This window comes from Echinimonas agarilytica (genome assembly GCF_023703465.1).
GTDB classification, from domain to species: domain Bacteria; phylum Pseudomonadota; class Gammaproteobacteria; order Enterobacterales; family Neiellaceae; genus Echinimonas; species Echinimonas agarilytica.
Genome location: NZ_JAMQGP010000002.1, coordinates 263,602 through 283,901, shown reverse-complemented (window position 1 = coordinate 283,901; position 20,300 = coordinate 263,602). Strand labels below are relative to the sequence as shown.

General features: G+C 46.1%; 22 protein-coding genes. 11 read left to right on the top strand and 11 right to left on the bottom strand.

Features of this window, described 5'->3' with window-relative positions; translation table 11 throughout:
* Window positions 1-112: 112 nt before the first annotated feature.
* Window positions 113-697, top strand: coding sequence for a type II secretion system protein (locus tag NAF29_RS18210; RefSeq protein ID WP_285817612.1), 585 nt, complete (start codon window positions 113-115; stop codon window positions 695-697).
* A gap of 41 nt (window positions 698-738) precedes the next feature.
* Here the strand turns inward: NAF29_RS18210 and NAF29_RS05620 are convergent, their stop codons facing one another.
* The gene (locus NAF29_RS05620) at window positions 739-1,170 is read right to left on the bottom strand and encodes an FKBP-type peptidyl-prolyl cis-trans isomerase (RefSeq protein WP_251260516.1); all 432 of its coding nucleotides are present in this window, start codon (window positions 1,168-1,170) and stop codon (window positions 739-741) included.
* A gap of 157 nt (window positions 1,171-1,327) precedes the next feature.
* Between NAF29_RS05620 and NAF29_RS05615 the strand changes: the two genes are divergently transcribed.
* The 8 genes from NAF29_RS05615 (at window position 1,328) to NAF29_RS05580 (ending at window position 7,170) form a co-directional block, all read left to right on the top strand.
* Window positions 1,328-1,864 (top strand): DUF924 family protein, encoded by a 537-nt coding sequence (locus tag NAF29_RS05615; RefSeq protein WP_251260515.1) that lies wholly within the window; start codon window positions 1,328-1,330, stop codon window positions 1,862-1,864.
* 51 nt (window positions 1,865-1,915) lie between these two features.
* The gene (locus NAF29_RS05610) at window positions 1,916-2,305 is read left to right on the top strand and encodes a hypothetical protein (RefSeq protein WP_251260514.1); all 390 of its coding nucleotides are present in this window, start codon (window positions 1,916-1,918) and stop codon (window positions 2,303-2,305) included.
* 131 nt (window positions 2,306-2,436) lie between these two features.
* Window positions 2,437-2,691 carry a BufA1 family periplasmic bufferin-type metallophore gene (locus NAF29_RS05605; RefSeq protein WP_285817644.1) on the top strand — a complete coding sequence of 85 codons (255 nt, stop codon included), beginning with the start codon at window positions 2,437-2,439 and terminating at the stop codon, window positions 2,689-2,691.
* Between the two features lie 13 nt (window positions 2,692-2,704).
* Window positions 2,705-3,550, top strand: a complete 846-nt coding sequence (gene bufB, locus NAF29_RS05600) for an MNIO family bufferin maturase (RefSeq protein WP_251260512.1) — start codon at window positions 2,705-2,707, stop codon at window positions 3,548-3,550.
* Window positions 3,541-4,074, top strand: a complete 534-nt coding sequence (locus NAF29_RS05595; RefSeq protein WP_251260511.1) for an HvfC/BufC family peptide modification chaperone — start codon at window positions 3,541-3,543, stop codon at window positions 4,072-4,074. Before bufB ends, NAF29_RS05595 begins: the two co-directional genes overlap by 10 nt.
* A gap of 4 nt (window positions 4,075-4,078) precedes the next feature.
* Window positions 4,079-4,582: an RNA polymerase sigma factor gene (locus NAF29_RS05590; RefSeq protein WP_251260510.1), complete on the top strand. Its 504-nt coding sequence runs from the start codon at window positions 4,079-4,081 to the stop codon at window positions 4,580-4,582.
* A complete protein-coding gene (locus NAF29_RS05585) occupies window positions 4,579-5,211 on the top strand; it encodes a hypothetical protein (RefSeq protein WP_251260509.1) in 633 nt (210 codons plus the stop codon). The genes NAF29_RS05590 and NAF29_RS05585 overlap by 4 nt, the downstream gene beginning before the upstream one ends.
* Before the next feature lie 240 nt (window positions 5,212-5,451).
* Complete coding sequence (locus NAF29_RS05580; protein WP_251260508.1) at window positions 5,452-7,170, top strand: proline--tRNA ligase; 1,719 nt, start codon at window positions 5,452-5,454, stop codon at window positions 7,168-7,170.
* 117 nt (window positions 7,171-7,287) lie between these two features.
* On the opposite strand, the gene NAF29_RS05575 is transcribed toward NAF29_RS05580, so the two are convergent.
* The 3 genes from NAF29_RS05575 to NAF29_RS18205 are packed head-to-tail and all read right to left on the bottom strand — an operon-like array spanning window position 7,288 to window position 9,109.
* Window positions 7,288-8,283, bottom strand: coding sequence for a GGDEF domain-containing protein (locus tag NAF29_RS05575; protein WP_251260507.1), 996 nt, complete (start codon window positions 8,281-8,283; stop codon window positions 7,288-7,290).
* 58 nt (window positions 8,284-8,341) lie between these two features.
* The gene (locus tag NAF29_RS05570) at window positions 8,342-8,848 is read right to left on the bottom strand and encodes a M48 metallopeptidase family protein (protein WP_285817611.1); all 507 of its coding nucleotides are present in this window, start codon (window positions 8,846-8,848) and stop codon (window positions 8,342-8,344) included.
* Between the two features lie 18 nt (window positions 8,849-8,866).
* On the bottom strand, window positions 8,867-9,109 hold the full coding sequence (locus tag NAF29_RS18205; protein WP_285817610.1) for a DUF3624 domain-containing protein: 243 nt from the start codon (window positions 9,107-9,109) through the stop codon (window positions 8,867-8,869).
* A gap of 275 nt (window positions 9,110-9,384) precedes the next feature.
* On the opposite strand from NAF29_RS18205, the gene NAF29_RS05560 reads away from it, so the two are divergent.
* Together NAF29_RS05560 and NAF29_RS05555 are read left to right on the top strand one after the other, a co-directional pair.
* Window positions 9,385-10,545, top strand: coding sequence for a patatin-like phospholipase family protein (locus tag NAF29_RS05560; RefSeq protein ID WP_285817643.1), 1,161 nt, complete (start codon window positions 9,385-9,387; stop codon window positions 10,543-10,545).
* A gap of 86 nt (window positions 10,546-10,631) precedes the next feature.
* Window positions 10,632-11,513: a GGDEF domain-containing protein gene (locus NAF29_RS05555; RefSeq protein ID WP_251260503.1), complete on the top strand. Its 882-nt coding sequence runs from the start codon at window positions 10,632-10,634 to the stop codon at window positions 11,511-11,513.
* Window positions 11,514-11,529: 16 nt separating this feature from the next.
* Here NAF29_RS05555 and tilS read toward each other — a convergent pair whose 3' ends face one another.
* Genes tilS through fabZ form a run of 7 tightly spaced genes read right to left on the bottom strand, consistent with a single transcriptional unit; the run spans window position 11,530 to window position 20,298 of the window.
* Window positions 11,530-12,861 (bottom strand): tRNA lysidine(34) synthetase TilS, encoded by a 1,332-nt coding sequence (gene tilS / locus NAF29_RS05550; protein WP_251260502.1) that lies wholly within the window; start codon window positions 12,859-12,861, stop codon window positions 11,530-11,532.
* A 9-nt stretch (window positions 12,862-12,870) separates the two neighbouring features.
* Window positions 12,871-13,827 (bottom strand): acetyl-CoA carboxylase carboxyl transferase subunit alpha, encoded by a 957-nt coding sequence (accA, locus tag NAF29_RS05545; RefSeq protein WP_251260897.1) that lies wholly within the window; start codon window positions 13,825-13,827, stop codon window positions 12,871-12,873.
* Between the two features lie 31 nt (window positions 13,828-13,858).
* Window positions 13,859-17,338: a DNA polymerase III subunit alpha gene (gene dnaE, locus NAF29_RS05540; protein WP_251260501.1), complete on the bottom strand. Its 3,480-nt coding sequence runs from the start codon at window positions 17,336-17,338 to the stop codon at window positions 13,859-13,861.
* A 5-nt stretch (window positions 17,339-17,343) separates the two neighbouring features.
* Window positions 17,344-17,913 carry a ribonuclease HII gene (rnhB, locus tag NAF29_RS05535; RefSeq protein ID WP_251260500.1) on the bottom strand — a complete coding sequence of 190 codons (570 nt, stop codon included), beginning with the start codon at window positions 17,911-17,913 and terminating at the stop codon, window positions 17,344-17,346.
* The gene (gene lpxB, locus NAF29_RS05530; RefSeq protein ID WP_251260499.1) at window positions 17,910-19,073 is read right to left on the bottom strand and encodes a lipid-A-disaccharide synthase; all 1,164 of its coding nucleotides are present in this window, start codon (window positions 19,071-19,073) and stop codon (window positions 17,910-17,912) included. The genes rnhB and lpxB overlap by 4 nt, the downstream gene beginning before the upstream one ends.
* 2 nt (window positions 19,074-19,075) lie before the next feature.
* Window positions 19,076-19,840: an acyl-ACP--UDP-N-acetylglucosamine O-acyltransferase gene (gene lpxA, locus NAF29_RS05525; protein WP_251260498.1), complete on the bottom strand. Its 765-nt coding sequence runs from the start codon at window positions 19,838-19,840 to the stop codon at window positions 19,076-19,078.
* A gap of 2 nt (window positions 19,841-19,842) precedes the next feature.
* Window positions 19,843-20,298 carry a 3-hydroxyacyl-ACP dehydratase FabZ gene (gene fabZ, locus NAF29_RS05520; RefSeq protein WP_251260497.1) on the bottom strand — a complete coding sequence of 152 codons (456 nt, stop codon included), beginning with the start codon at window positions 20,296-20,298 and terminating at the stop codon, window positions 19,843-19,845.
* Between the last annotated feature and the right edge of the window lie 2 nt (window positions 20,299-20,300).

The following is a 20,300-nucleotide window of genomic DNA, read 5'->3' as shown; positions in this document are numbered from 1 at the left end:
TTTGATCACAAATCATGGCGTAGTCCGCTAATTTGTCGCGATGAAATCTGGTCAATTCTCACCGGCCACATTTATATTGAAGGTCGTCCACTAAAAACAATGGCTAATGTCAATGAACTACTGCGCTGCCCCTATCAGTTCGCAAACCTCACAACACGGCTTTACCTTAATTGAACTGGTTGTGGTCATCGTGATTTTAGGTATTCTTGCGGTCACTGCATTTCCTCGTTTTATCAACTTGTCCAATAGCGCCAATGAGAGTGTCATGCAGGGCATGCGCGGCTCGCTAGATGCTGCATCCGACATGGTCAGTTCGCAAATTATTCTGCGTCCCCAACAATATAACGCAATCACTAATCGCTTTACCTTGAATAATGGCCAACAAATTTGGACTCGCGGTGGCTACCCTGATGCACGCTGGAACGATACGTTTATCCATATTGTCAACTTCTCAGACACTCAACTGTCCAATCAAAACCTGTGTGAAGCAGACACTTGGTGTGTTCGTGAATTGGGTGGCCCGTGGTTCACGGGCAATGGCTACGCCACTAAAGTGGATGGCCGTGGCTTTGTAATTCATCCGAACGGCTACAATGCGGACACACAAAAATGCTTTGTGTATTTTTTCACGCCAAACGGCATTGTTGAATCAGATCCGCGCCAACCATATACCGGCAGTGACTTTTCGGAGTGTTAAACCATCCGCCTTGCGCAACACCTTGTTTGGAACCAATCACACTAGCGTATTTCGAGTAACCTAACGTCCATAATCATCACCGCATTAGGGCCGATTTTGCTACCATTTCCTTTGCGTCCCCATGCTAATTCAGCTGGAATGACGAATTCATAACGCGCACCTAAGGGCATCATTTGCAAGCCTTCTTGCAAACCTTCAATGGCTTCAGATACAGAAAACTCTTCAGCAAAGCCCGATTTGTAGGTATCGTCAATGACGCTGCCGTCGGCTAACCAAATGCGTTGATGCAATTTAACCTTGTCAAACTCCGTCGGGCTTGCGCCTTCTGCGTCATCGATAATGCGGTACATCAGCCCTGAGTTAGTTTCTAACACACCGGCTTTATTGCCATATTTGGCCATGTAATCTTGGCTTAAATTTTTGTTTTTGCCGGTGGAGCCTTTTGCGGTTTTTCTCGGTTTATTTCTAGCCATGCTCTTGTTCTCGTGACATAAATTCCCCGCATTGTACCCAAGCCGATGGCCAACCTCTATTGAAACTCATCACACTCGACGATAACCAGTCACTCGATAATTTCCGATCTAGTGCTAGTCTTCAAGGCTGTGAGCCACAGCCGTAATGGAGCCCCTCATGCACTCAGATATTATCGAATTTTGGTTTGATGAAACGGGGCCAAATCAATGGTGGGGAAAAGATCCCGCTTTCGATCAAAGCATACGCCTAAGATTTGGGCACTTGCACAATGCAGCCATTCACTGCGCTCTATTCCGGTGGCGCAAGCAACCAGAAGGGCGACTCGCAGAAATTATCGTTTTAGATCAATTCTCTCGTAACATGTTTAGAGACCAACCACAGGCATTTACTCAAGACTCACTTGCGTTGGCTTTGAGCCAAGAAGCCATTACACAAGGGATAGAACAATCACTATGCCCTGTTCAGCGATCGTTTCTCTACATGCCTTTCATGCATAGTGAATCACTTGAAATTCATGATATCGCGGTCGAACTATTTGAGCGCAACGGCATCGAATCAACTCTCGAATTTGAGCTTCAGCATCGTCAAATTATCGAACGCTTTGGCCGCTACCCTCATCGCAATAAAATACTCAGGCGAGAATCAACTCCCGAAGAAATTGAATTTTTAAAGCAGCCTAACTCCAGCTTTTAATGCTCACTGGAATTGTTGCACCCACCTATGACTGAACAAGGAATCAAGTGAATGTTGTCATTACCACAGGTCATGTATTTAAACGCCACCAGTTGCATTGTGTTCGGTGTATTGTTTCTTATTGCACCATTGAAAGTAGGACTATTTTTAAGCCAGCACAGCACACTACCAACACTTGTGGTGATGACTGTTGGCGGAATTTTGGTGATAAACGGCTTCCACTTGATTTGGGGCGCTCGCCAATCTAAACCCAAAGAATGGTTGGTTTGGTACTTTTCACTGGGAGATTTTTTGTGGGTGTTAGCGAGCTTGGTTATGGTAATACTTGGAATTGGTATTACTAGCTCTATGGGAATACTAGCAACCGTACTTGTGGCAGTAATGGTAGGTTCATTTGGTATTTTACAGTTAGCGCAGCTAAAAAATATAAATCGTCCTTAATAACAAACCCTTACCTTTTATCTGAAAAAACATGCAATCAGATCCATGAATCAAACGTCTCTGACTATGAAGGAAATAATCCTTTCATAGCGACGTTTAACCTGGAGATATTCATGAAAAGCACCTATCTGATGTCCGCTGTATTCGCCACCTCAACCGTTTTGGTAGCGCCAACCATGGCTGTACCAGACACACCCAAAAAATGGGAAAAATGTGCAGGAATCGCCAAGCAAGGCATGAACGATTGCGGCGCACTAGACGGTTCACATAGTTGTGCAGGGCAAGCGAAAGCAGACAACCTTGATACGGAATGGGTGTATGTTCCGAAAGGTACCTGCAACAAGATTACCGGCGGCTCTGTCGTCGCGATTAAGCCCGCAAAGTAACATTGAGCAATCAATGAACTTGCATACTCAACGTTTTGGGCCACATGGAGTAGGTCTGGGGTTACGCACTCCGCACCTGCATCATGTGCTCACTCAACAACCCGATGTTCCTTGGTTTGAGGCGCATAGTTGTAATTTTATGACCGCTGGGCCCGCACAACGTTTATTACTTATCATTGCAGAACAATACCCTCTGAGTTTACATGGTGTGAGTTTAAACTTGGGCGGCCTTGCCCCACTTGATCAGGGCTATCTCTGCGCGCTGAAACGCTTGTGTCAGAAGGTCAAACCATGCCTTATTTCTGAACATGCTTGCTTCACTGCCTTTTCGAACAAACAACAGCATGACCTAATGCCGATTCCTTTTACCGAGGAAGCAGTGATTCATATGGCGCATCGGATCGATCAAGCTCAACAGGCTCTAGGCCAACAACTTCTCATCGAGAATGTATCGCGCTATTACAGGTACACCGAAAGCCAGCTGTCTGAGGGCGAGTTTTTAATGGCCTTGGTCGAGCTTTGTGGTTGCGGTATTTTGCTAGATTTAAATAACGCTTACGTCAACCAACATAATCATCATGAATCCATTGCTGAGCTATTGGCTGCAATTTCGCCTGATATTGTTGGCGAAATTCACCTGGCTGGCTATACATCAAGTAACGGTAAGTTGATTGATTCCCATGCAGGTCCTATCAGTCCGCATGTTTGGCGCCTATTTGAAGAAACCTTGATTCAATTTCCAAATGTTCCGGTGTTAATTGAATGGGACAATCAACTACCAGGTTTTGATGTGCTTCAGGGCGAACGCCTTAAAGCGCAGACTTTCCTTAACACGCATGAGGCAGCGATATGGATTTAAGATATGAACAATCGATCCATGATTTTGAGCATTTGCTGAATTCCAACGATAGCAGCATTGAGCAATATCAAGCCAATTATGCCGGAGCGCATATCGCAGCATTAAAGTCGATTTTTGCCACTACCCAATACATTCTCAGCCCACCTATTTTTTTAGCTTTGTGCAAAGTCTATTCAGAGCACTTCCCCACATCAGACTGGGACATTAATCGTTACGGAAAGCACTTTGCACATTTACTCACATCGCAACAGCAAAGCTCTAAGTCAGTACAGTTTCCTTGGCTTGATCTGGGGCTACTTGCGACTTTTGAGTACTGCATTGGCTTGTGTTACTACCCAGCATCAAGCGATGCCTCAAAAGTGTTGATCAATGCTGAAATTATTCAGATGCTGCGTCGTCGCCATGATTGGCTGGTTCAGCTGAAACATGACCACAACTACTTGGAGATGCCCTTCTCGATTGAACAATTTGGCGCAGGCGTTCTCGTCCAGCGCGATTACAAAATAGCGTTAACGGATTGGTAGATAAATGGAGCGACTTCGTTTCGACAAACAACAAATTAGTGAACTCTATCAATATGCCATGGCACTGTGTCAAGACAGCAGTGATGCACATGATGTTCTTCAAGCTTCATTAGAGCGCTATTGGCTAGAAACATCGTCACCCCATACAGAAATACGCGACGCCCAACGCTACATTCGTACGCTCATACGCAACCGTTTTATCGACCAATATCGGTATGCGCAACGCTGGCACGAACAGCAGTACGAGGAAGATTCAACCTACGACATGTCATTCGACAACCTTGAACAACTGATCATTGACCGCGACACTTTAGCCCATGTTTGGGAGCAAGTACCCCCAGAGCTGCGCGACATATTGTATCACTGGGCCGTACTTGGCATGAGCACCGAAGAAGTAAGCCAACATTTAAACATGCCAAAAGGAACATTACTGTCGAAAGTACACCGGCTCAGAATCAAGCTCGAAGCACTCAATGATGACTTTACGCTGCGCGAGGCAAAGCCATGAATACCATTAAACAGTCGCCAAGTGGCAATGCTAAAATCATTCAAGAAATCGTTGAGTCCTACCAAATTGATAGTGGCGTACTGAACGACCTTTTAGCCAAACAAAATGACATACTTCAAGACAAACCCGCACCGCGCGCGTCATTTAAATGGGTAGGTCCTATCATTGCGGCATTTATCATGATGTCTCTATTTGCCGGCCTCACTCATCAGTTATCGAGTGCAAATTATTCATTAAGCATCGCAAAAGAGGTTGCCAAAAATCATGTTCGCTTAAAGCCACTAGATGTGGCGACTGGCAACATGAATGATTTACGAAAATTTTTTACGCTATTGGACTTTTCTCCTACCGAGTCATCATTGCTTAAACAAGATAATGTGATCCCCGATTCTGATCTCATTGGCGGCCGGTATTGCTCCATACGAGGCGAAACTGCCGCACAATTGCGTTACCAGCAAGACAACCAAACCGTTCGCACATTATATGAAGTGGAATACGACGAAAAAATATTCGGCACAATACCTATGGTGGAAAATGGCGAAATTCCAATGCAGTACATTATTGATGGTCTTAGTATCACCATTTGGGTAGAACAGGAATTGATGATGGCATTGGTCCAACCGCTATAACTTAGAACTTCTCAGACATATGCCTTAGCCCCTTATTTTATCGGAGCTAGGCCGCGGCATTTGTTACCTGAGGGTTTTAAAAGAGTCAAAAATAGGCTGCACTCCTTAAATCTGTGAATTAATCCATCTTTATCGCCTCTGAAAAAGATAAAAAGTGCACGAACTTCTTTGGAGAACGCACTTATGAGGGTTAGACTAGCGCCCTATTTATAAATATGAATTTTGCTTGAGAATTTTGTCATGCGTACCAGTCAATATCTGCTGTCCACACTCAAAGAAACACCTGCTGATGCAGAAGTCATCAGCCACCAGCTCATGCTGCGTGCTGGCATGGTTCGTAAACTAGCTTCGGGGTTGTATACGTGGCTGCCAAGCGGCTTGCGCGTATTGCGTAAAGTCGAAGCCGTGGTGCGAGAAGAAATGAACCGCGCTGGCGGCGTAGAAGTACTCATGCCAGTCGTTCAGCCTGCAGACTTGTGGGAGGAGTCAGGCCGTTGGGAAGATTACGGTCCAGAGCTTTGTCGTATTCAAGATCGCCACAGCCGTCCGTTCGTATTAGGTCCAACACACGAAGAAGTTGTGACCGAGCTGGTTCGCAAAGAAGTGTCGAGCTACAAACAGTTACCGCTCAATCTTTATCAAATTCAAACCAAATTCCGTGATGAAATTCGCCCGCGCTTCGGCATTATGCGTGGTCGTGAATTCACCATGAAAGATGCATACTCATTCCACCTCAATCAAGAATGTTTGGAAAAGACATACCAGAATATGTTTGAGGCCTACTGCCGCATCTTCAAGCGCTTAGGTTTAGATTTCCGCCCCGTGATTGCTGATACAGGCTCAATTGGCGGCAGCGCTAGTCATGAGTTCCACGTACTGGCAGAAAGCGGTGAAGATGACATTGCGTTCTCCGATCGCTCTGATTACGCAGCCAACATCGAAATGGCCGAAGCAATTTGTACGCAAGAATCGGCCAATACACCCACCGAAGCCATGACTGAATTTGATACGCCTAATGCACAAACTATTGCAGACTTGGCCGAGCAATTCAGCATTGCAGCTTCCTCAAGCATTAAAACTTTGATTGTAAAGGCCGACGAAGACTCTGAGCACAATTTCGTTGCTTTGTTAGTTCGTGGCGATCATGAGTTAAACGAAATCAAAGCAGAGAAGCTTGACGGCGTAGCCGCACCACTTCAATTTGCTTCAGATGAAGAAATTAAGGCCGAAATTGGCGCAACACCCGGCTCATTGGGCCCAGTTAACCTCAATATGCCAATTGTTTCAGACCGCTCTGTGGCGGTGATGTCAGATTTTTGTGCGGGTGCTAACGTTGATGGTAAACACTTAAAAGGCATTAACTGGGAGCGCGACTTACCCCTGCCACACGTTGCAGATATCCGTAACGTTCAAGCCGGCGATCCAAGTCCTTGTGGCCAAGGTAAGCTCGACATTAAGCGCGGTATTGAAGTGGGACATATCTTCCAACTGGGAGACAAATACTCACAAGCAATGAGCGCAGGTGTATTAGGCGAGACGGGCAAACATCAAATCATGACCATGGGTTGCTATGGTATTGGTGTTTCTCGCGTAGTGGCAGCTGCAATCGAACAAAACAATGACGAGCGTGGCATTGTATGGCCAGAGGCATTAGCTCCATTCCAAGTGGTTCTGATCCCAATGAATATGCACAAGTCTCATCGCGTTGCTGAAACCGCAGAAAAGCTCTATGAAGACTTAACGGCTGTAGGCATTGAAGTATTATTTGATGACCGCAAGGAACGCCCAGGGGTTATGTTTAAAGACATGGAACTCATTGGCGTACCTCACACCATTGTTATTGGCGAACGCGGTTTAGACAATCAAGTGGTTGAATACAAAAACCGCAAAGATGGTGAAAAAGTAGAAGTCGCAATTGATGCAATGGTGTCGCACATCCAAGCCGCTTTGACTGTTTAATAAGCTTACCATTGAAGTTAAAGATGAAAGGAGCCGAAAGGCTCCTTTTTTATGCCTTGCCAATCAGTGCATGACTTTATACGCCGCCGGATACTAGGAATATGTACTCGGCATCTCTCAAGCGTCACAATCTGCAATCACACAATTACGCCCAGCATCCTTGGCTTTATACAAACTATTGTCACTTCTGAGCATCCATTGCTCTGCACTTTCATCTTCTTTTAGGGTGGCGACTCCAGCACTCATGGTTACTGTTTTTTGAGGAATGCATTGCGTTGCGGCAATTAACCGCAAGTAAGATTCTGCAGCACGAATACCTTGCTCTAAATCCGTGTTGTATAAAACCACCAAAAACTCCTCTCCTCCGGTTCTAAAAATAGTATCCACTTCTCGGCTTCGTCGAATCAAAACCTCACTGACTTTTTTCAAAACTCGGTCTCCGGCAATGTGGCCGTACTGATCGTTAATCGTCTTAAAATGATCTAAATCCATTGTGATCAGCGTCATGGGAGCTCTAGAACGATTGTATTGTTGAATAGCCTCGGACAGACGTTCATTCAGCAGAGAGCGGTTATAAAGACCGGTAAGATGGTCAGTCACTATCAGCGCTTTGAGCCGTGCCTCTTGTGCACTAATTAGTTGCGTAAAAATGGCTGAAAAAATACTAATCATCACCAACGACGTCACAATCCTTATGGCATAAGCAGCATCAAAGTGTATCGATACGAAAGGGATGGCAAAGCACATCACCAAAATATTTGCGATCCATGCATCTTGTCTTTTTAGCAAAAAATAAAACGACACTATGATGGGATAAAGCCAAAATACCCCCATCATTTCAAGCGTCATTAAACACACTCCCGAAAAGATAATGATGGCAGGAGCAAGGACAAACCGGACCATTTTGGGGAAATAACGATCTTGATAAATGATCGCCCATAAATTGACGGCAAAAATAGACACAATAAAACTCGTCCATGCCCCCAACCACCATTTTTCTTGGAGCAGGCTAGCAATAGCGAATGGGGCTAATAGAAAGATACATACAGTAGAGTGGCGAGCAATAAGCTGCTTCATCACCTCATGGGACTCTGCTGACAGTTTTCTCTTCATACATTATAATTGCGTTAAAACGCTCCAAATGCCCGCTAAGCGGATACACCTAGTCTAGTCAGGTAAATGGATTACTGCCCAATTCCAATTGAACAAGGTATAAACGCATATCAAATTCGAGCTGATGATAATTAGGCAACATATACTGGCATAACCGATAAAATGCTTTGTTGTGTTCCTTTTCTTTCAGGTGAGCGAGTTCATGCACCACAATCATATTAAGAAATGGTTCTGGCGTATGTTGAAACAAGGTACTTATGCGAATTTCATTTTTACTTTTAAGCTTACTGCCTTGCACCCGCGATACATAGCTGTGTAATCCAAGCGCATGATTAACTACATGTATCTTTTTGTCATAAATGATCTTGCTAACCGGCGCCGATTTTTGCATGAATTTGTTTTTCAACGCCATCACATATGCACGTAATTCTTGATCGCCCGAAATTTGGTGAGTGCTTGGGTAACGTGAAGCCAAAAATGTACCCAACTTATTAGCATTGACTAAATCTTCAACCTGCTCTCGCAAATGCAACGGGTAGTTAGCCAAGTATGTATCAATCGACATTGCCATTCCTTCTTAGCTTTATGAGGTTGAAGACTGAATGCGATACCAAAGCCACATCAGTACATGCAAACTGAGTAGTGCAGAAAATGCGATGCAGAAGAAGAGCAGTGCTACAGACTCTACAGCTGATGGTGAATCGAAATAAAGTAACCACCAACCAACCCAACCAATCAACGCTAAAACAACGAGTTGTAAAAAACATCGCCGACATCGACCGAGTTTTTGAAGCACCGGAGAATTATGACAACGCTGGCAGGCCATTGGTAATTACCTCAACAAAGAAAGATCTGCATCATACGCTCAATTCAACGTACAAAAAAGTAACGCATATTTTGCTTGATAAAGTGTTTTAACTCGACATTTCAAACACATTGAAGTCGCAAGCACCTATTCGAAAGACTATGATAATTGTTAAAGCCAATACCAACGCAATGCCTTTTATACGGCCAGCGGTGAGCCCATCGATTGACCATGTATTAAGTCGTTTTTTGCGCAACGGTAGTGATACGTTTCTCTTGATTTGGACGCTGTTTGTTATGGTGCTGAGTTCACTGAAAGCCTCAAAAAAAACACCCACGCCACAATCTAATACAGCTTTGGTATTGACCGGTGGAGGGGCCAGAGCGGCCTATCAACTGGGTGTGTTAAAGGCCATTTCTGAATGGTTTCCCAGAAATGACGGCATTCCATTCGACATTATTTGTGGCACCTCTGCAGGTGCAATTAATGGAACAGCTTTAGCCTGTTACGCGGCCAACTTTAGGTTAGGCGTAAAAAAAATAGAATGGGTGTGGCGCAACTTCCGAACTCATCAAGTCTATAAAACAGATGCCCGAAGCATAACGGGTCAACTGATTCGCAACCTATTGCCAAGCAGCCTGATACGTTCAGAACAACATGCAATTGCCGTGTTAGATAATGCGCCCTTGCGTCACTTACTTGGACACTTGTTGGATCTTTCTCGGATTGAACGCAACATCGAGCGCGGATTTCTTTCATCGGTTTCGGTCAGTGCATCAAGTTATGCTACCGGGAACTCGGTGTGTTTTTTTCAAGCTATCCCCGAAATCAGTGATTGGCACAGAGTCAGGCGCAGGGGGATTCGCCAACCTCTTAATTTTGACCATTTGATGGCTTCGTCGGCTCTGCCCATGGTGTTTCCGGCAAGCCGAATTGGCCAGCGCTATTACGGTGACGGTTCAATTCACCAGCAAGCACCACTCAGCCCTGCCATTCATTTAGGCGCTCGTCGTATCTTAGTGATAGGGACTAGCGATATGAGAAATCAAATTGTTGATGAGCCTGTTGCGCCGCCGTCAGCCGCAGATATCGCCGGCCATTTGTTAGAAACCGTATTTAGTGACAGTCTTCGCTCAGACTTAGAACGCTTGCAGCGTATTAATCAGACCTTATCTCTGCTATCGCGCGGCGAGCAGCGTAAGGTAAATCTTCATCCCATCCAAACTCATGTGATTAATCCTCAACAAGATCTCAAGCAAATTGCGGCGCCTTATTATACTTCGCTGCCTAGAAGCGTTCGCACACTTTTACGGTTTATTGGTGTGAACAGACACTCTAAAACTGATTTGCTGAGTTATTTACTCTTTGAACAAGAATACTGCAAAGAATTGATTGAGTTAGGCTACGCAGACGGCATGGAGCAAAAGCAGTCGATCATGCAATTCTTGTGCGATTGATAAAATATACCTACATTTAACCGGAACACTGGCTCGAAAATTGCTTTGGATACGTTGCCGTCAATTTTTTGCCAGGGGATTGCAGTTTGGAATCTACACATACTTCTCACAATCCGCAGGAAGCACAACGCACTCAAGAAGGATCTGTCTTTAGTGTTTATTACAATGAACGTCCAAGTTCTTTGCTCAGTATTTTACAAACTGAATTAGAACTGGAGCCCTTGCTTCGAGTCTATCTTGAACAAGTGCGTCAACGTGTCAGTTTAGACGGATTGATTTTACATTCGAAAAATCAACAGATTGAAGTTGGAAACACAAATTCGAGCTATCGCCTCACTGTTGAATGGACCATTGATGACGACCACCAAGTGAAGCTTGCTTATGTATCGAGCCATCCATTTAACGCTCAAAAACATCAGCAATTAGATTGGTTACAGCGCCAGTTACATTTTCCGTTACGCAACTCGCTGCGCTTCGAAGCCATGAGTTTAAGAGCGCGAACAGACCATTTAACCGGCCTTGGTAATCGAGCTGCATTTGATGACCAAGCGGTAAGAGTTGTCGCTCAATCTCGAAGAAGTCGGCATGACGTTGCCGTATTGCTCATCGACTTAAATCACTTTAAACAAGTAAATGATAAATTCGGCCACCTCACCGGCGACCGAATATTGCAGGCAACAGCCGAATGTTTACTGGACGTGACTCGTGACTCTGACCAAGCCTTTCGCATTGGTGGTGACGAATATGCTGTTTTGTTGAGCCATTGCTCAACTCGCTCATGCGACTTAGTGATTCGTAGAATTCAATCGAAGCTTGCACAAAGCCGCACGTTGAAAAAGCTTGGCGTATCGGCCAGTATCGGGGCTGCCATGTGGACGCCAGCAGACAACGTTGAAAGCTGGCTATGCAGAGCTGACCAAGCGATGTACGATGATAAGAAACATCAACATAAGACGTTGTCAGCTTAGTGATGATTAGACGGCTTTAATCGCGCTGAAATGACACTTCAGCGCAACGTTTAGGCAACCAGCAATCACTTTGCTGACTAGCATAAGATTTTTCCACCCAGTACCCCACCGCAGCTACACACACGTCACCATAGAAGATCATAGGGATGCTTGCCCTAATCCACGGCGCTACGCCGTATTCTTGCCATACTTTTTTTAGGGGCCTCGATCCGGAACGAGTTGAGGGTTGCACCCGTAAGCTACCCGGGCAGCCAAATTTCACGCTCACCAGCTCACCAGTCATGGGCGGACGTATTCCTGCACTGACGCTTGAATCAGCCATTAGCAAATCATCAGAGCCTGCAAGTTCAAGTTTATTTGGCCAATTCCATACGCGATCTATCAATATGGCTTGCTTGCATGGCGTGGCATACAGTAAGCCTTGGTATCGCTGGAGCTGCCAACCATGCCATTGCAGCTTGGGCATTGCATCTTCTCGGGCTAAGGCTACTGCATCCCAAGCCTGTTGCAACTGACTTGAACTCCACAGCGGCGCGTGGAGCTGTCGTAACCACATGCGCATCGCATTGTTTCTGCGCAATTCAGGCAGTGCGCTCAAATCTTCTATACCGAGAGCCTGATGCTGCTGGCATCGCTGCATATCGAGTAAGCTGTATTGGTCAATAAGTTCCCGCTGTGAGCCTAATAATTGAATACTGCGAGATGCGGTCTGGTTGAAGCTTGGCCAACGTTTATTCAACAAGGGCAACACACTATGACGAATAAAGTTCCGGTCAAACTGTTGATCCTGATTACTCTCATCTTCTACAAATGGCAGCTGATGCTCCGCCACATAAGTTTCAATATTTGACCGACTTTGCATCAACCAAGGCCGACAATGAAAGCCTTGTGAAAACTCATTCAGTGCAGGCATCGACGATAGGCCATCCAAACCACTGCCGCGCTTCAATGCTAATATGAAGGTTTCAATTTGATCATCTTGATGATGCCCTGTCAGCATCAAGGTATGAGAAGTCACATGTCGAGCAAGCACTTGGTAACGCGCTTCACGTGCAAGCGCTTCTAAGCTTTGCCGAGCACCTTTTGTCACGCTTACCGACTCACAGGTTAGCTCTACACCTAAGTCATCGCAGTAATGCTGGCAAAGCGCTTGCCATTCGTTCGCATTCGGAGAAAGCCCGTGATGTACATGAATCGCAGAAATAGTGAGGTTTGGATTAGCTTTAACATACTGTGAGGCGCAATGGAGTATTGCTGAGGAGTCTTTGCCGCCACTGAGGGCGACAAGAACATGCTGAAAACCACACGTCGCAGCTGCGTCAAGTTGAGCAAACAGTGTGGTTTTCATCGCTGGATTTTAGACGTAGCCGTAACCCATTAATCGCTCGTAACGACGCTCTAAAAGAGCTTCCGTATCGAGTTTTTGCAATTCATTTAAATCCGCGATAATTTGTTGTTTGATATTATCCGATACCAAAGCAGCATTGCGGTGAGCTCCACCCAGTGGCTCATCAATCACAGTATCGATCAATTCAAGTTCTTTCAAACGCGGTGCTGTGATCCCCATAGCTTCGGCTGCAGTGGATGCTTTCTCTGCACTCTTCCACAAGATAGACGCACAACCTTCAGGTGAAATCACCGAGTATGTGCTGTGTTGCAACATATTAACTTTGTCACCCACACCAATCGCTAGCGCTCCACCAGAGCCGCCTTCACCAATAACCGTGCAAATCACTGGCACAGTCAGTTCGGCCATTTCTTTAAGGTTACGGGCAATGGCTTCACTTTGGCCACGTTCTTCAGCACCCACACCAGGGTAAGCACCTGGGGTGTCGATGAAGGTCACGATAGGCATGTTAAAGCGTTCTGCCATTTTCATCAGACGCAACGCTTTGCGGTATCCCTCAGGGCGAGGCATACCGAAGTTACGTTTAATTTTTTCGCGCGTTTCACGGCCTTTTTGGTGCCCAATGACCATCACTGGAATACCATCTAAACGGGCTGTTCCACCCACCAATGCTGCGTCATCCGCGTATGCGCGGTCGCCACACTGCTCATCAAATTCTGTGAAAATGCTGTCGAAATAATCCAAAGAATAAGGACGCATTGGGTGACGAGCAACTTGCGCCACTTGCCAAGGAGACAAGTCAGAAAATATTTTTTTCGTCAATTCATAGCTTTTATTGCGAAGACGTTCAATCTCGTCTCCTAAGTCAACGTCCATTGTACTCTCTGAAGAGACATGTTGAAGTTCTTCAATCTGAGCTTCCAACTCGGCAATCGGCTGTTCGAAATCCAGAAAATTAAGGTGCATGGCCATTCAATGCTGTCCTGTCTTTTATTCGTTATGGAAATGCCAGCGTGACATTTTCCTGTCCCAGTGTATTGGCAAGTGCAATCATTAAGCTTTCACTTGGCGTGACACGCCACTGCGTGCCTAACTCCAGCTCGGCTATCGCAGTGTCAGCATGATAGCAGATACGTACCGGTGTCGTACCATGTTGCCATTCACTAAGGGCTGTTTTCAATTGTTCTAGCACCGCCGGAGTATAATCCACTTTTTTCAAGGTGATGTTTACACTTTGGCAATACCGCTCTCGAGCTTGTTCTATTTCCATCATATGGTCGGCCGACATCTTAAGGCCACCACTGAAGTCATCAAAGCTGACCTCTCCTTCGACAATCAAGATCTTGTCTTTTTGTGCAACTTCTTCAAACTTTTCAACTGAATCGCCAAACAAACCAATATCCAATCGGCCTGAGCGATCATCAAGCGTCAAAATGCAGATTGGACGACCTTTTTTGGTCATCATTTTACGCGCAGATATCACCAAGCCAGCCGCTTTGATTTTATGCCCTCGGTTGGTTGGAGTCATATCTTTTAAGCGGTTTGACGTGTAATTCTTAAGCTCCGACAAATATTGATTAATCGGGTGCCCTGTTAAGTATAACCCAAGGGTTTCACGTTCATATTCAAGCCAAATAGACTCAGCCCATTTAGGCACTTGCCTGAATGCATTTTCAACATCTTCAGGCTCAGTAGTAAGCAAACCAAACATGTCACCTTGGCCTAATGCCTCAGCCTTGTGATGCTGGTCTGCCGCGCGCATTGCTACAGGCAAGGTTGCGATCAGTGACGCCCGATGAGGGCCCAGCTTATCCATTGCGCCTGCCTGAATAAGTTTTTCTAAAATTCGCTTGTTTGCTTTCTTAAGATCGACACGTGCACAGAAGTCGAATAAGTCTTTATACGGGCCGCTGCGCTCGCGTTCTTCAATAATGGCTTCAACCGGCCCCTCACCCACGCCTTTAATGGCACCGATACCATAAACAATCTGCTCCTGTTCATTCACAGAGAACTTGTAGTAGCCACAATTCAAGTCGGGCGGGATCAAGTCGATCTTCATGCGCTGACATTCGTCAACTAAGGTCACAATCTTATCGGTATTGTCCATATCGGCCGACATCACCGCAGCCATGAAATATGCTGGGTAATGGGCTTTGAGCCAAAGTGTTTGATATGAAACGAGCGCGTATGCAGCTGAGTGGGATTTGTTAAATCCGTAACCGGCGAACTTTTCAACCAAGTCAAAAATCTTGATGGCCAGATCGCCATCAATACCGCGAGACTGAGCCCCTTCCTCAAAGCCTGCACGCTGCTTGGCCATCTCTTCGGGCTTTTTCTTACCCATGGCTCGGCGGAGCAAGTCGGCGCCGCCTAACGAGTAGCCCGCCAATACCTGTGCAATCTGCATCACTTGTTCTTGGTACAAGATGACGCCGTAAGTGGGCTCTAGAATCGGCTTGAGCGATTCATGCTGATATTGAGCATCGGGGTAAGACACTTCTTCTCGACCATGCTTTCGGTCAATAAAGTTATCAACCATTCCTGAGCCAAGCGGCCCCGGACGGAATAAAGCAACCAGCGCAATGATTTCTTCAAAACAGTCTGGCTGAAGACGCTTGATCAGCTCTTTCATACCGCGAGATTCAAGCTGGAATACAGCTGTAGTTTCAGCACGCATGAGCATGTCGAAACTCTTTTTGTCTTCAAGCGGAATTGACTCAATGGCGATTTCTTCTTCGCCTTTTGCAGCTAAGCGCGGATTCAACATATCCAACGCCCATTGAATAATAGTGAGCGTTCGCAGTCCTAAAAAGTCGAATTTTACGAGACCCGCATATTCCACATCATTTTTATCGAATTGGGTTACGGGGTTATTGCCTTCGTCATCGCAATAAAGTGGCGAGAAGTCGGTGATCTTAGTGGGTGAAATAACAACGCCACCGGCATGTTTACCAGCATTACGCGTGACTCCCTCAAGAGAGCGCGCCATGTCGATAATTTCGCGCACTTCTTCGTCGGCATCGTAAGATTCTTGTAGCTTTGGTTCAACTTCAAAAGCTTTTGCCAACGTCATTCCAGGATCCGGCGGGACTAATTTGGAGATACGATCAACAAAGCCATAGGACTGTCCTAAAACTCGTCCTACATCGCGAATCGCTGCTTTCGCCGCCATGGTTCCAAAGGTAATGATTTGGCTTACCGCATCACGGCCGTACAACTCGGCGACGTGATCGATCACTTCATCACGTCTGTCCATGCAGAAGTCGACATCAAAGTCAGGCATGGATACTCGTTCAGGGTTTAAGAAGCGCTCGAATAGTAAGTCAAATTCAAGCGGATCGAGATCCGTGATTTTCTGCGCGTAGGCCACCAGAGACCCTGCTCCAGACCCTCGGCCCGGGCCAACTGGAATGCCGTTATCCTTGGACCATTGAATGAACTCCATCACGATCAAGAAGTAGCCAGGGAAGCCCATTTGATTGATCACGCCGAGCTCAATCTTCAGGCGCTCATCGTACTCAGGGCGCTTTAATTTGCGCTCTTCTGGGTCGGGAAATAAGAATTCCAACCGTTCTTCTAAGCCGTCTTCCGAAACTTTCACCAAGAAATCTTCGATAGACAAGTCACCCGTGGGGAAGTTCGGCAGGAAATACTCGCCCAAACGAACAGTGACATTGCATCGTTTAGCAATTTCAACCGTGTTTTGCAGTGCAGCTGGAACATCGGAGAATAACTCACACATTTCAGCTTCAGTTCTTAAGTATTGCTGCTCTGTGTAACGCTTAGGTCGGCGTTTGTCGGCGATAGCATAGCCGTCATGAATCGCAACACGCACTTCGTGGCTGTAAAAGTCGTCCTCTTTTAAAAACACAACTTCGTTGGTGGCAACAACAGGTAAGCCTGATGTTTGGGCATAAGCTACAGCTAGGTGAAGATAATCTTCTTCTTTTTCTCGCCCGGTGCGGATCAATTCTAAGTAATATCGGTCTGAAAAATAAGTACCATAAAACTGAGTCAGTTCTTCAACCAACCCCATATTGTTGCGTAATAAGGCAATCCCCATATCACCTTCACGCGCGCCAGATAGAATCAACAAACCTTCATTCAGTTCTGCCAACCATTCACGGTCGATCACAGGGCGCGCTTGAATATGTCCACGCTCGTAGGCTCGTGAAATCAATAAGGTGATATTTTTATATCCCTCATTGTTCAAACAAAGCACAGTAAGACGCGTCAGTTCATCACCAAATTCAGGTGACTGCATCCACATGTCGCCACCAATAATAGGCTTTACGCCTGCGCCCGGAGCTGAGCCATAGAAGCGCACCAACCCGCACATATTACCTTGATCGGTGATCGCCATAGCTGGCATTTTTTGTTCGGCAACGGCATTCACTAATTTAGGGATCTTGTTGAGCCCGTCGACCATTGAAAAGTCAGAATGAATGCGTAGGTGTACGAATTTAGGGTCGGTCATGCGAACTAAACTCCCTGCAACACACGTTGCACGGGCTTAAAACTGCGACGATGCTGAGGACAAGCACCATGTTTCGCCAACATTTCTAAATGAACTTTGGTTGGGTAGCCTTTGTGCTTGGCAAACTGATACTGCGGATACGCTTGATCTAACTCGGCCATTTCATGATCTCGTGAGACCTTGGCCAATATCGACGCCGCACTAATGCATTGCTCAATACCATCGCCACCGACAATCGCTTGGCTTGGCATGGGTAAATCAGGGCAACGATTGCCGTCAATCAGTACTTGAGTGGGTTGCATTGACAACCCAGCAACGGCACGCTGCATGGCTACCATTGTTGCCTGAAGAATATTGATGTCGTCGATTTCAGTAGCTTCTGCTCGGCCTAGCGACCAACACAAGGCTTTTTGTTGAATTTCAGCCGCGAGGGCTTCGCGCTTTTTTTCAGAAAGTTTTTTCGAATCATTGAGACCGGCAATAGGCTTGGCGGGATCAAGGATCACCGCTGCGGTCACAACTGCCCCCACGAGAGGCCCGCGCCCGACTTCGTCTACGCCTGCGACGAGTGTCATACCGTTACTTCCTGTTTTAAATTCTGTTTGATCAAAATATCAATTGCATCGGTGGCCCGTAAACTTGCATTGAGTCGAATCATTTCATGCAACTGAGTAAAACGATGTGCCACCTCATCGGCATGCTCAAGCTGCTGATTGATTTCATCGCACAACCGCGCGGGTGTCATTTCATATTGCAGTATTTCTGGAACAAGCGGCTCATCGGCCAGCAAGTTGGGTAAAGACACGTAATTCACTTTCACCAAACGTTTCGCAATATGATAGGTCAGCCAATGAACGCGATAGGCAACAACCATGGGGCGTTTGACCAACATGGCTTCTAGCGCCACCGTACCGGACGCTAACAATACCGCATTTGCAGCGGCCATTGCGTCTCTGGCATTACCATGCAACAAAGTAACCTTGAGCTTGGGGTAATCAGCCAAGATAGATTGGATTTGCGAATAGCGCTTTTCATTTGCAGCAGGGACTGTAAATCGCAAATGCGGACGTTGCTTTAGCATCAACATTGCCGCGTCGAAAAATGTGCGGGCTAACTCTTTCACTTCAGAGCCTCGGCTGCCGGGCAATATAGCAACCACTTCATCTTCAGCCGATAAACCGATACGTTCGCGAGCGGCTTGCTGATCCAATGTCATTGGAATTTCATCCGCCAATGGATGCCCAACAAACTCACAGGCGACTTGGTGTTGATCGTAAAAGCTTTTCTCAAATGGCAACAGCGCTAAGACCAAGTCGGTGGCTTGATCAATCTTCACAATACGCTTCTGACGCCAAGCCCAAACGGAGGGACTCACGTAATGCACGGTTTTAATCCCTGCATCCTTTAAGCGGCGCTCGACGCCTAAATTAAAGTCTGGTGCATCGATACCAATAAAGATATCAGGCTGCCATTCGATCAGCCGAGCAACGATTTGTTTTCTAAGCTTCAGTAGTTGTGGCAGACGACCGAGGACTTCAACAAGGCCCATCACGGAGAGAGTTTCCATGTCGAACCAGCTAGTCAACCCCTGCTTCAGCATGTGAGGTCCACCGATGCCGCAAAACTCGGCATCAGGGTACCTTAATTTTAACGACTCTAGGAGTGATCCACCGAGCACATCACCAGAAGGCTCTCCGGCCAGGAGAGCGATTCGCAAAGGTCGCTTGTTAGTCATTGTTATCGAACGATACCGCGTGTTGCCGTTTTAAGAAAATCTACAAATGCCTGTACCGCAGGAACATCCTTCGCATGCTCTTCGAGTGTAGGCATTGCTTCCGCTGTGGTATGGCCTTCTCGATACAACGTTCGATAAGCCTTACGCAAAGCTTGCAATGTTGGCTTATCAAAACCGCGACGCTTTAAGCCTTCCAAATTCATGCCAAAGGCTTCATTGTGACGCGCCATGACATAAGGGGGAATATCTTTCAATACAATTGAACCCGCAGCGGTAAAGCTGTGTGCACCAATACGGCAAAACTGATGATAGCCACTCATTGCGCCGGCAATTGCCCAATCACCGATGTGAACATGCCCTGCTAAGCCAACATAGTTTGCCAGAATAATATTGTCTCCAAGCACGCAATCGTGCGCGACATGAACATAGGCCATGAACAAGTTATTGCTGCCAATCACTGTTTTGCCTTCGTCTTGTGTGGTACCACGGTGAACCGTGACGCACTCACGAAAAATATTATGGTCACCTACGATCGTTTCTGTAGGTTCCCCTTCATATTTTTTGTCTTGATTTTCTTCACCCAGAGACACAAATTGGAAAATGCGATTTCCCTTGCCAATACGGGTGCGTCCTTTAATCACCACGTGCGAAGCTATCTCTGTGTTATCACCAATTTCCACGTCAGCATCGATATAAGTCCATGGACCGATACTCACGTTATTTCCGATTTTGGCGTCTTCATGTACAAATGCTAAAGGACTAATCACAATTATACTTCCCGTCTTGCACACATAATATCAGCAGAACAAACGACTGCACCGTCAACTTTAGCAACGCATGCAAACTTGCCCATTCCACGACGTATCTTCAGTAATTCAACTTCAAGGTGAAGCGTGTCACCGGGGCCTACTGGGCGTTTAAAACGCGCATTGTCGACACTGGCAAAATAGTAAAGTGTGTTTTCGCTTGGCTCAGATTCTTCTGACTTATAGCTCAAAATGCCCGTGGCTTGCGCCATCGCTTCGAGCATAAGCACACCTGGGAACACAGGTTTCTGTGGGAAATGCCCAGTAAAGAACGGCTCATTAAATGACACGTTTTTAATCGCATGAAGTGTTTTATTCGGCTCGTAGTCCAACACTCGGTCGACCAACAAAAACGGATAACGGTGTGGAAGGCACTTGAGGATTTCCTCAATTTCCAGTTGCTTGAGTTCTTTTGTCAAAA

Excerpts from the sequence above, each read along its gene's own strand:
- NAF29_RS18210 (WP_285817612.1), top strand. The coding sequence starts at position 113 with ATGAACTACTGCGCTGCCCCTATCAGTTCGCAAACCTCACAACACGGC.
- NAF29_RS05620 (WP_251260516.1), bottom strand. The coding sequence starts at position 1,170 with ATGGCTAGAAATAAACCGAGAAAAACCGCAAAAGGCTCCACCGGCAAA.
- NAF29_RS05615 (WP_251260515.1), top strand. The coding sequence starts at position 1,328 with ATGCACTCAGATATTATCGAATTTTGGTTTGATGAAACGGGGCCAAAT.
- NAF29_RS05610 (WP_251260514.1), top strand. The coding sequence starts at position 1,916 with ATGTTGTCATTACCACAGGTCATGTATTTAAACGCCACCAGTTGCATT.
- NAF29_RS05605 (WP_285817644.1), top strand. The coding sequence starts at position 2,437 with ATGTCCGCTGTATTCGCCACCTCAACCGTTTTGGTAGCGCCAACCATG.
- bufB (WP_251260512.1), top strand. The coding sequence starts at position 2,705 with ATGAACTTGCATACTCAACGTTTTGGGCCACATGGAGTAGGTCTGGGG.
- NAF29_RS05595 (WP_251260511.1), top strand. The coding sequence starts at position 3,541 with ATGGATTTAAGATATGAACAATCGATCCATGATTTTGAGCATTTGCTG.
- NAF29_RS05590 (WP_251260510.1), top strand. The coding sequence starts at position 4,079 with ATGGAGCGACTTCGTTTCGACAAACAACAAATTAGTGAACTCTATCAA.
- NAF29_RS05585 (WP_251260509.1), top strand. The coding sequence starts at position 4,579 with ATGAATACCATTAAACAGTCGCCAAGTGGCAATGCTAAAATCATTCAA.
- NAF29_RS05580 (WP_251260508.1), top strand. The coding sequence starts at position 5,452 with ATGCGTACCAGTCAATATCTGCTGTCCACACTCAAAGAAACACCTGCT.
- NAF29_RS05575 (WP_251260507.1), bottom strand. The coding sequence starts at position 8,283 with ATGAAGAGAAAACTGTCAGCAGAGTCCCATGAGGTGATGAAGCAGCTT.
- NAF29_RS05570 (WP_285817611.1), bottom strand. The coding sequence starts at position 8,848 with ATGTCGATTGATACATACTTGGCTAACTACCCGTTGCATTTGCGAGAG.
- NAF29_RS18205 (WP_285817610.1), bottom strand. The coding sequence starts at position 9,109 with ATGGCCTGCCAGCGTTGTCATAATTCTCCGGTGCTTCAAAAACTCGGT.
- NAF29_RS05560 (WP_285817643.1), top strand. The coding sequence starts at position 9,385 with ATGGTGCTGAGTTCACTGAAAGCCTCAAAAAAAACACCCACGCCACAA.
- tilS (WP_251260502.1), bottom strand. The coding sequence starts at position 12,861 with ATGAAAACCACACTGTTTGCTCAACTTGACGCAGCTGCGACGTGTGGT.
- accA (WP_251260897.1), bottom strand. The coding sequence starts at position 13,827 with ATGCACCTTAATTTTCTGGATTTCGAACAGCCGATTGCCGAGTTGGAA.
- dnaE (WP_251260501.1), bottom strand. The coding sequence starts at position 17,338 with ATGACCGACCCTAAATTCGTACACCTACGCATTCATTCTGACTTTTCA.
- rnhB (WP_251260500.1), bottom strand. The coding sequence starts at position 17,913 with ATGACACTCGTCGCAGGCGTAGACGAAGTCGGGCGCGGGCCTCTCGTG.
- lpxB (WP_251260499.1), bottom strand. The coding sequence starts at position 19,073 with ATGACTAACAAGCGACCTTTGCGAATCGCTCTCCTGGCCGGAGAGCCT.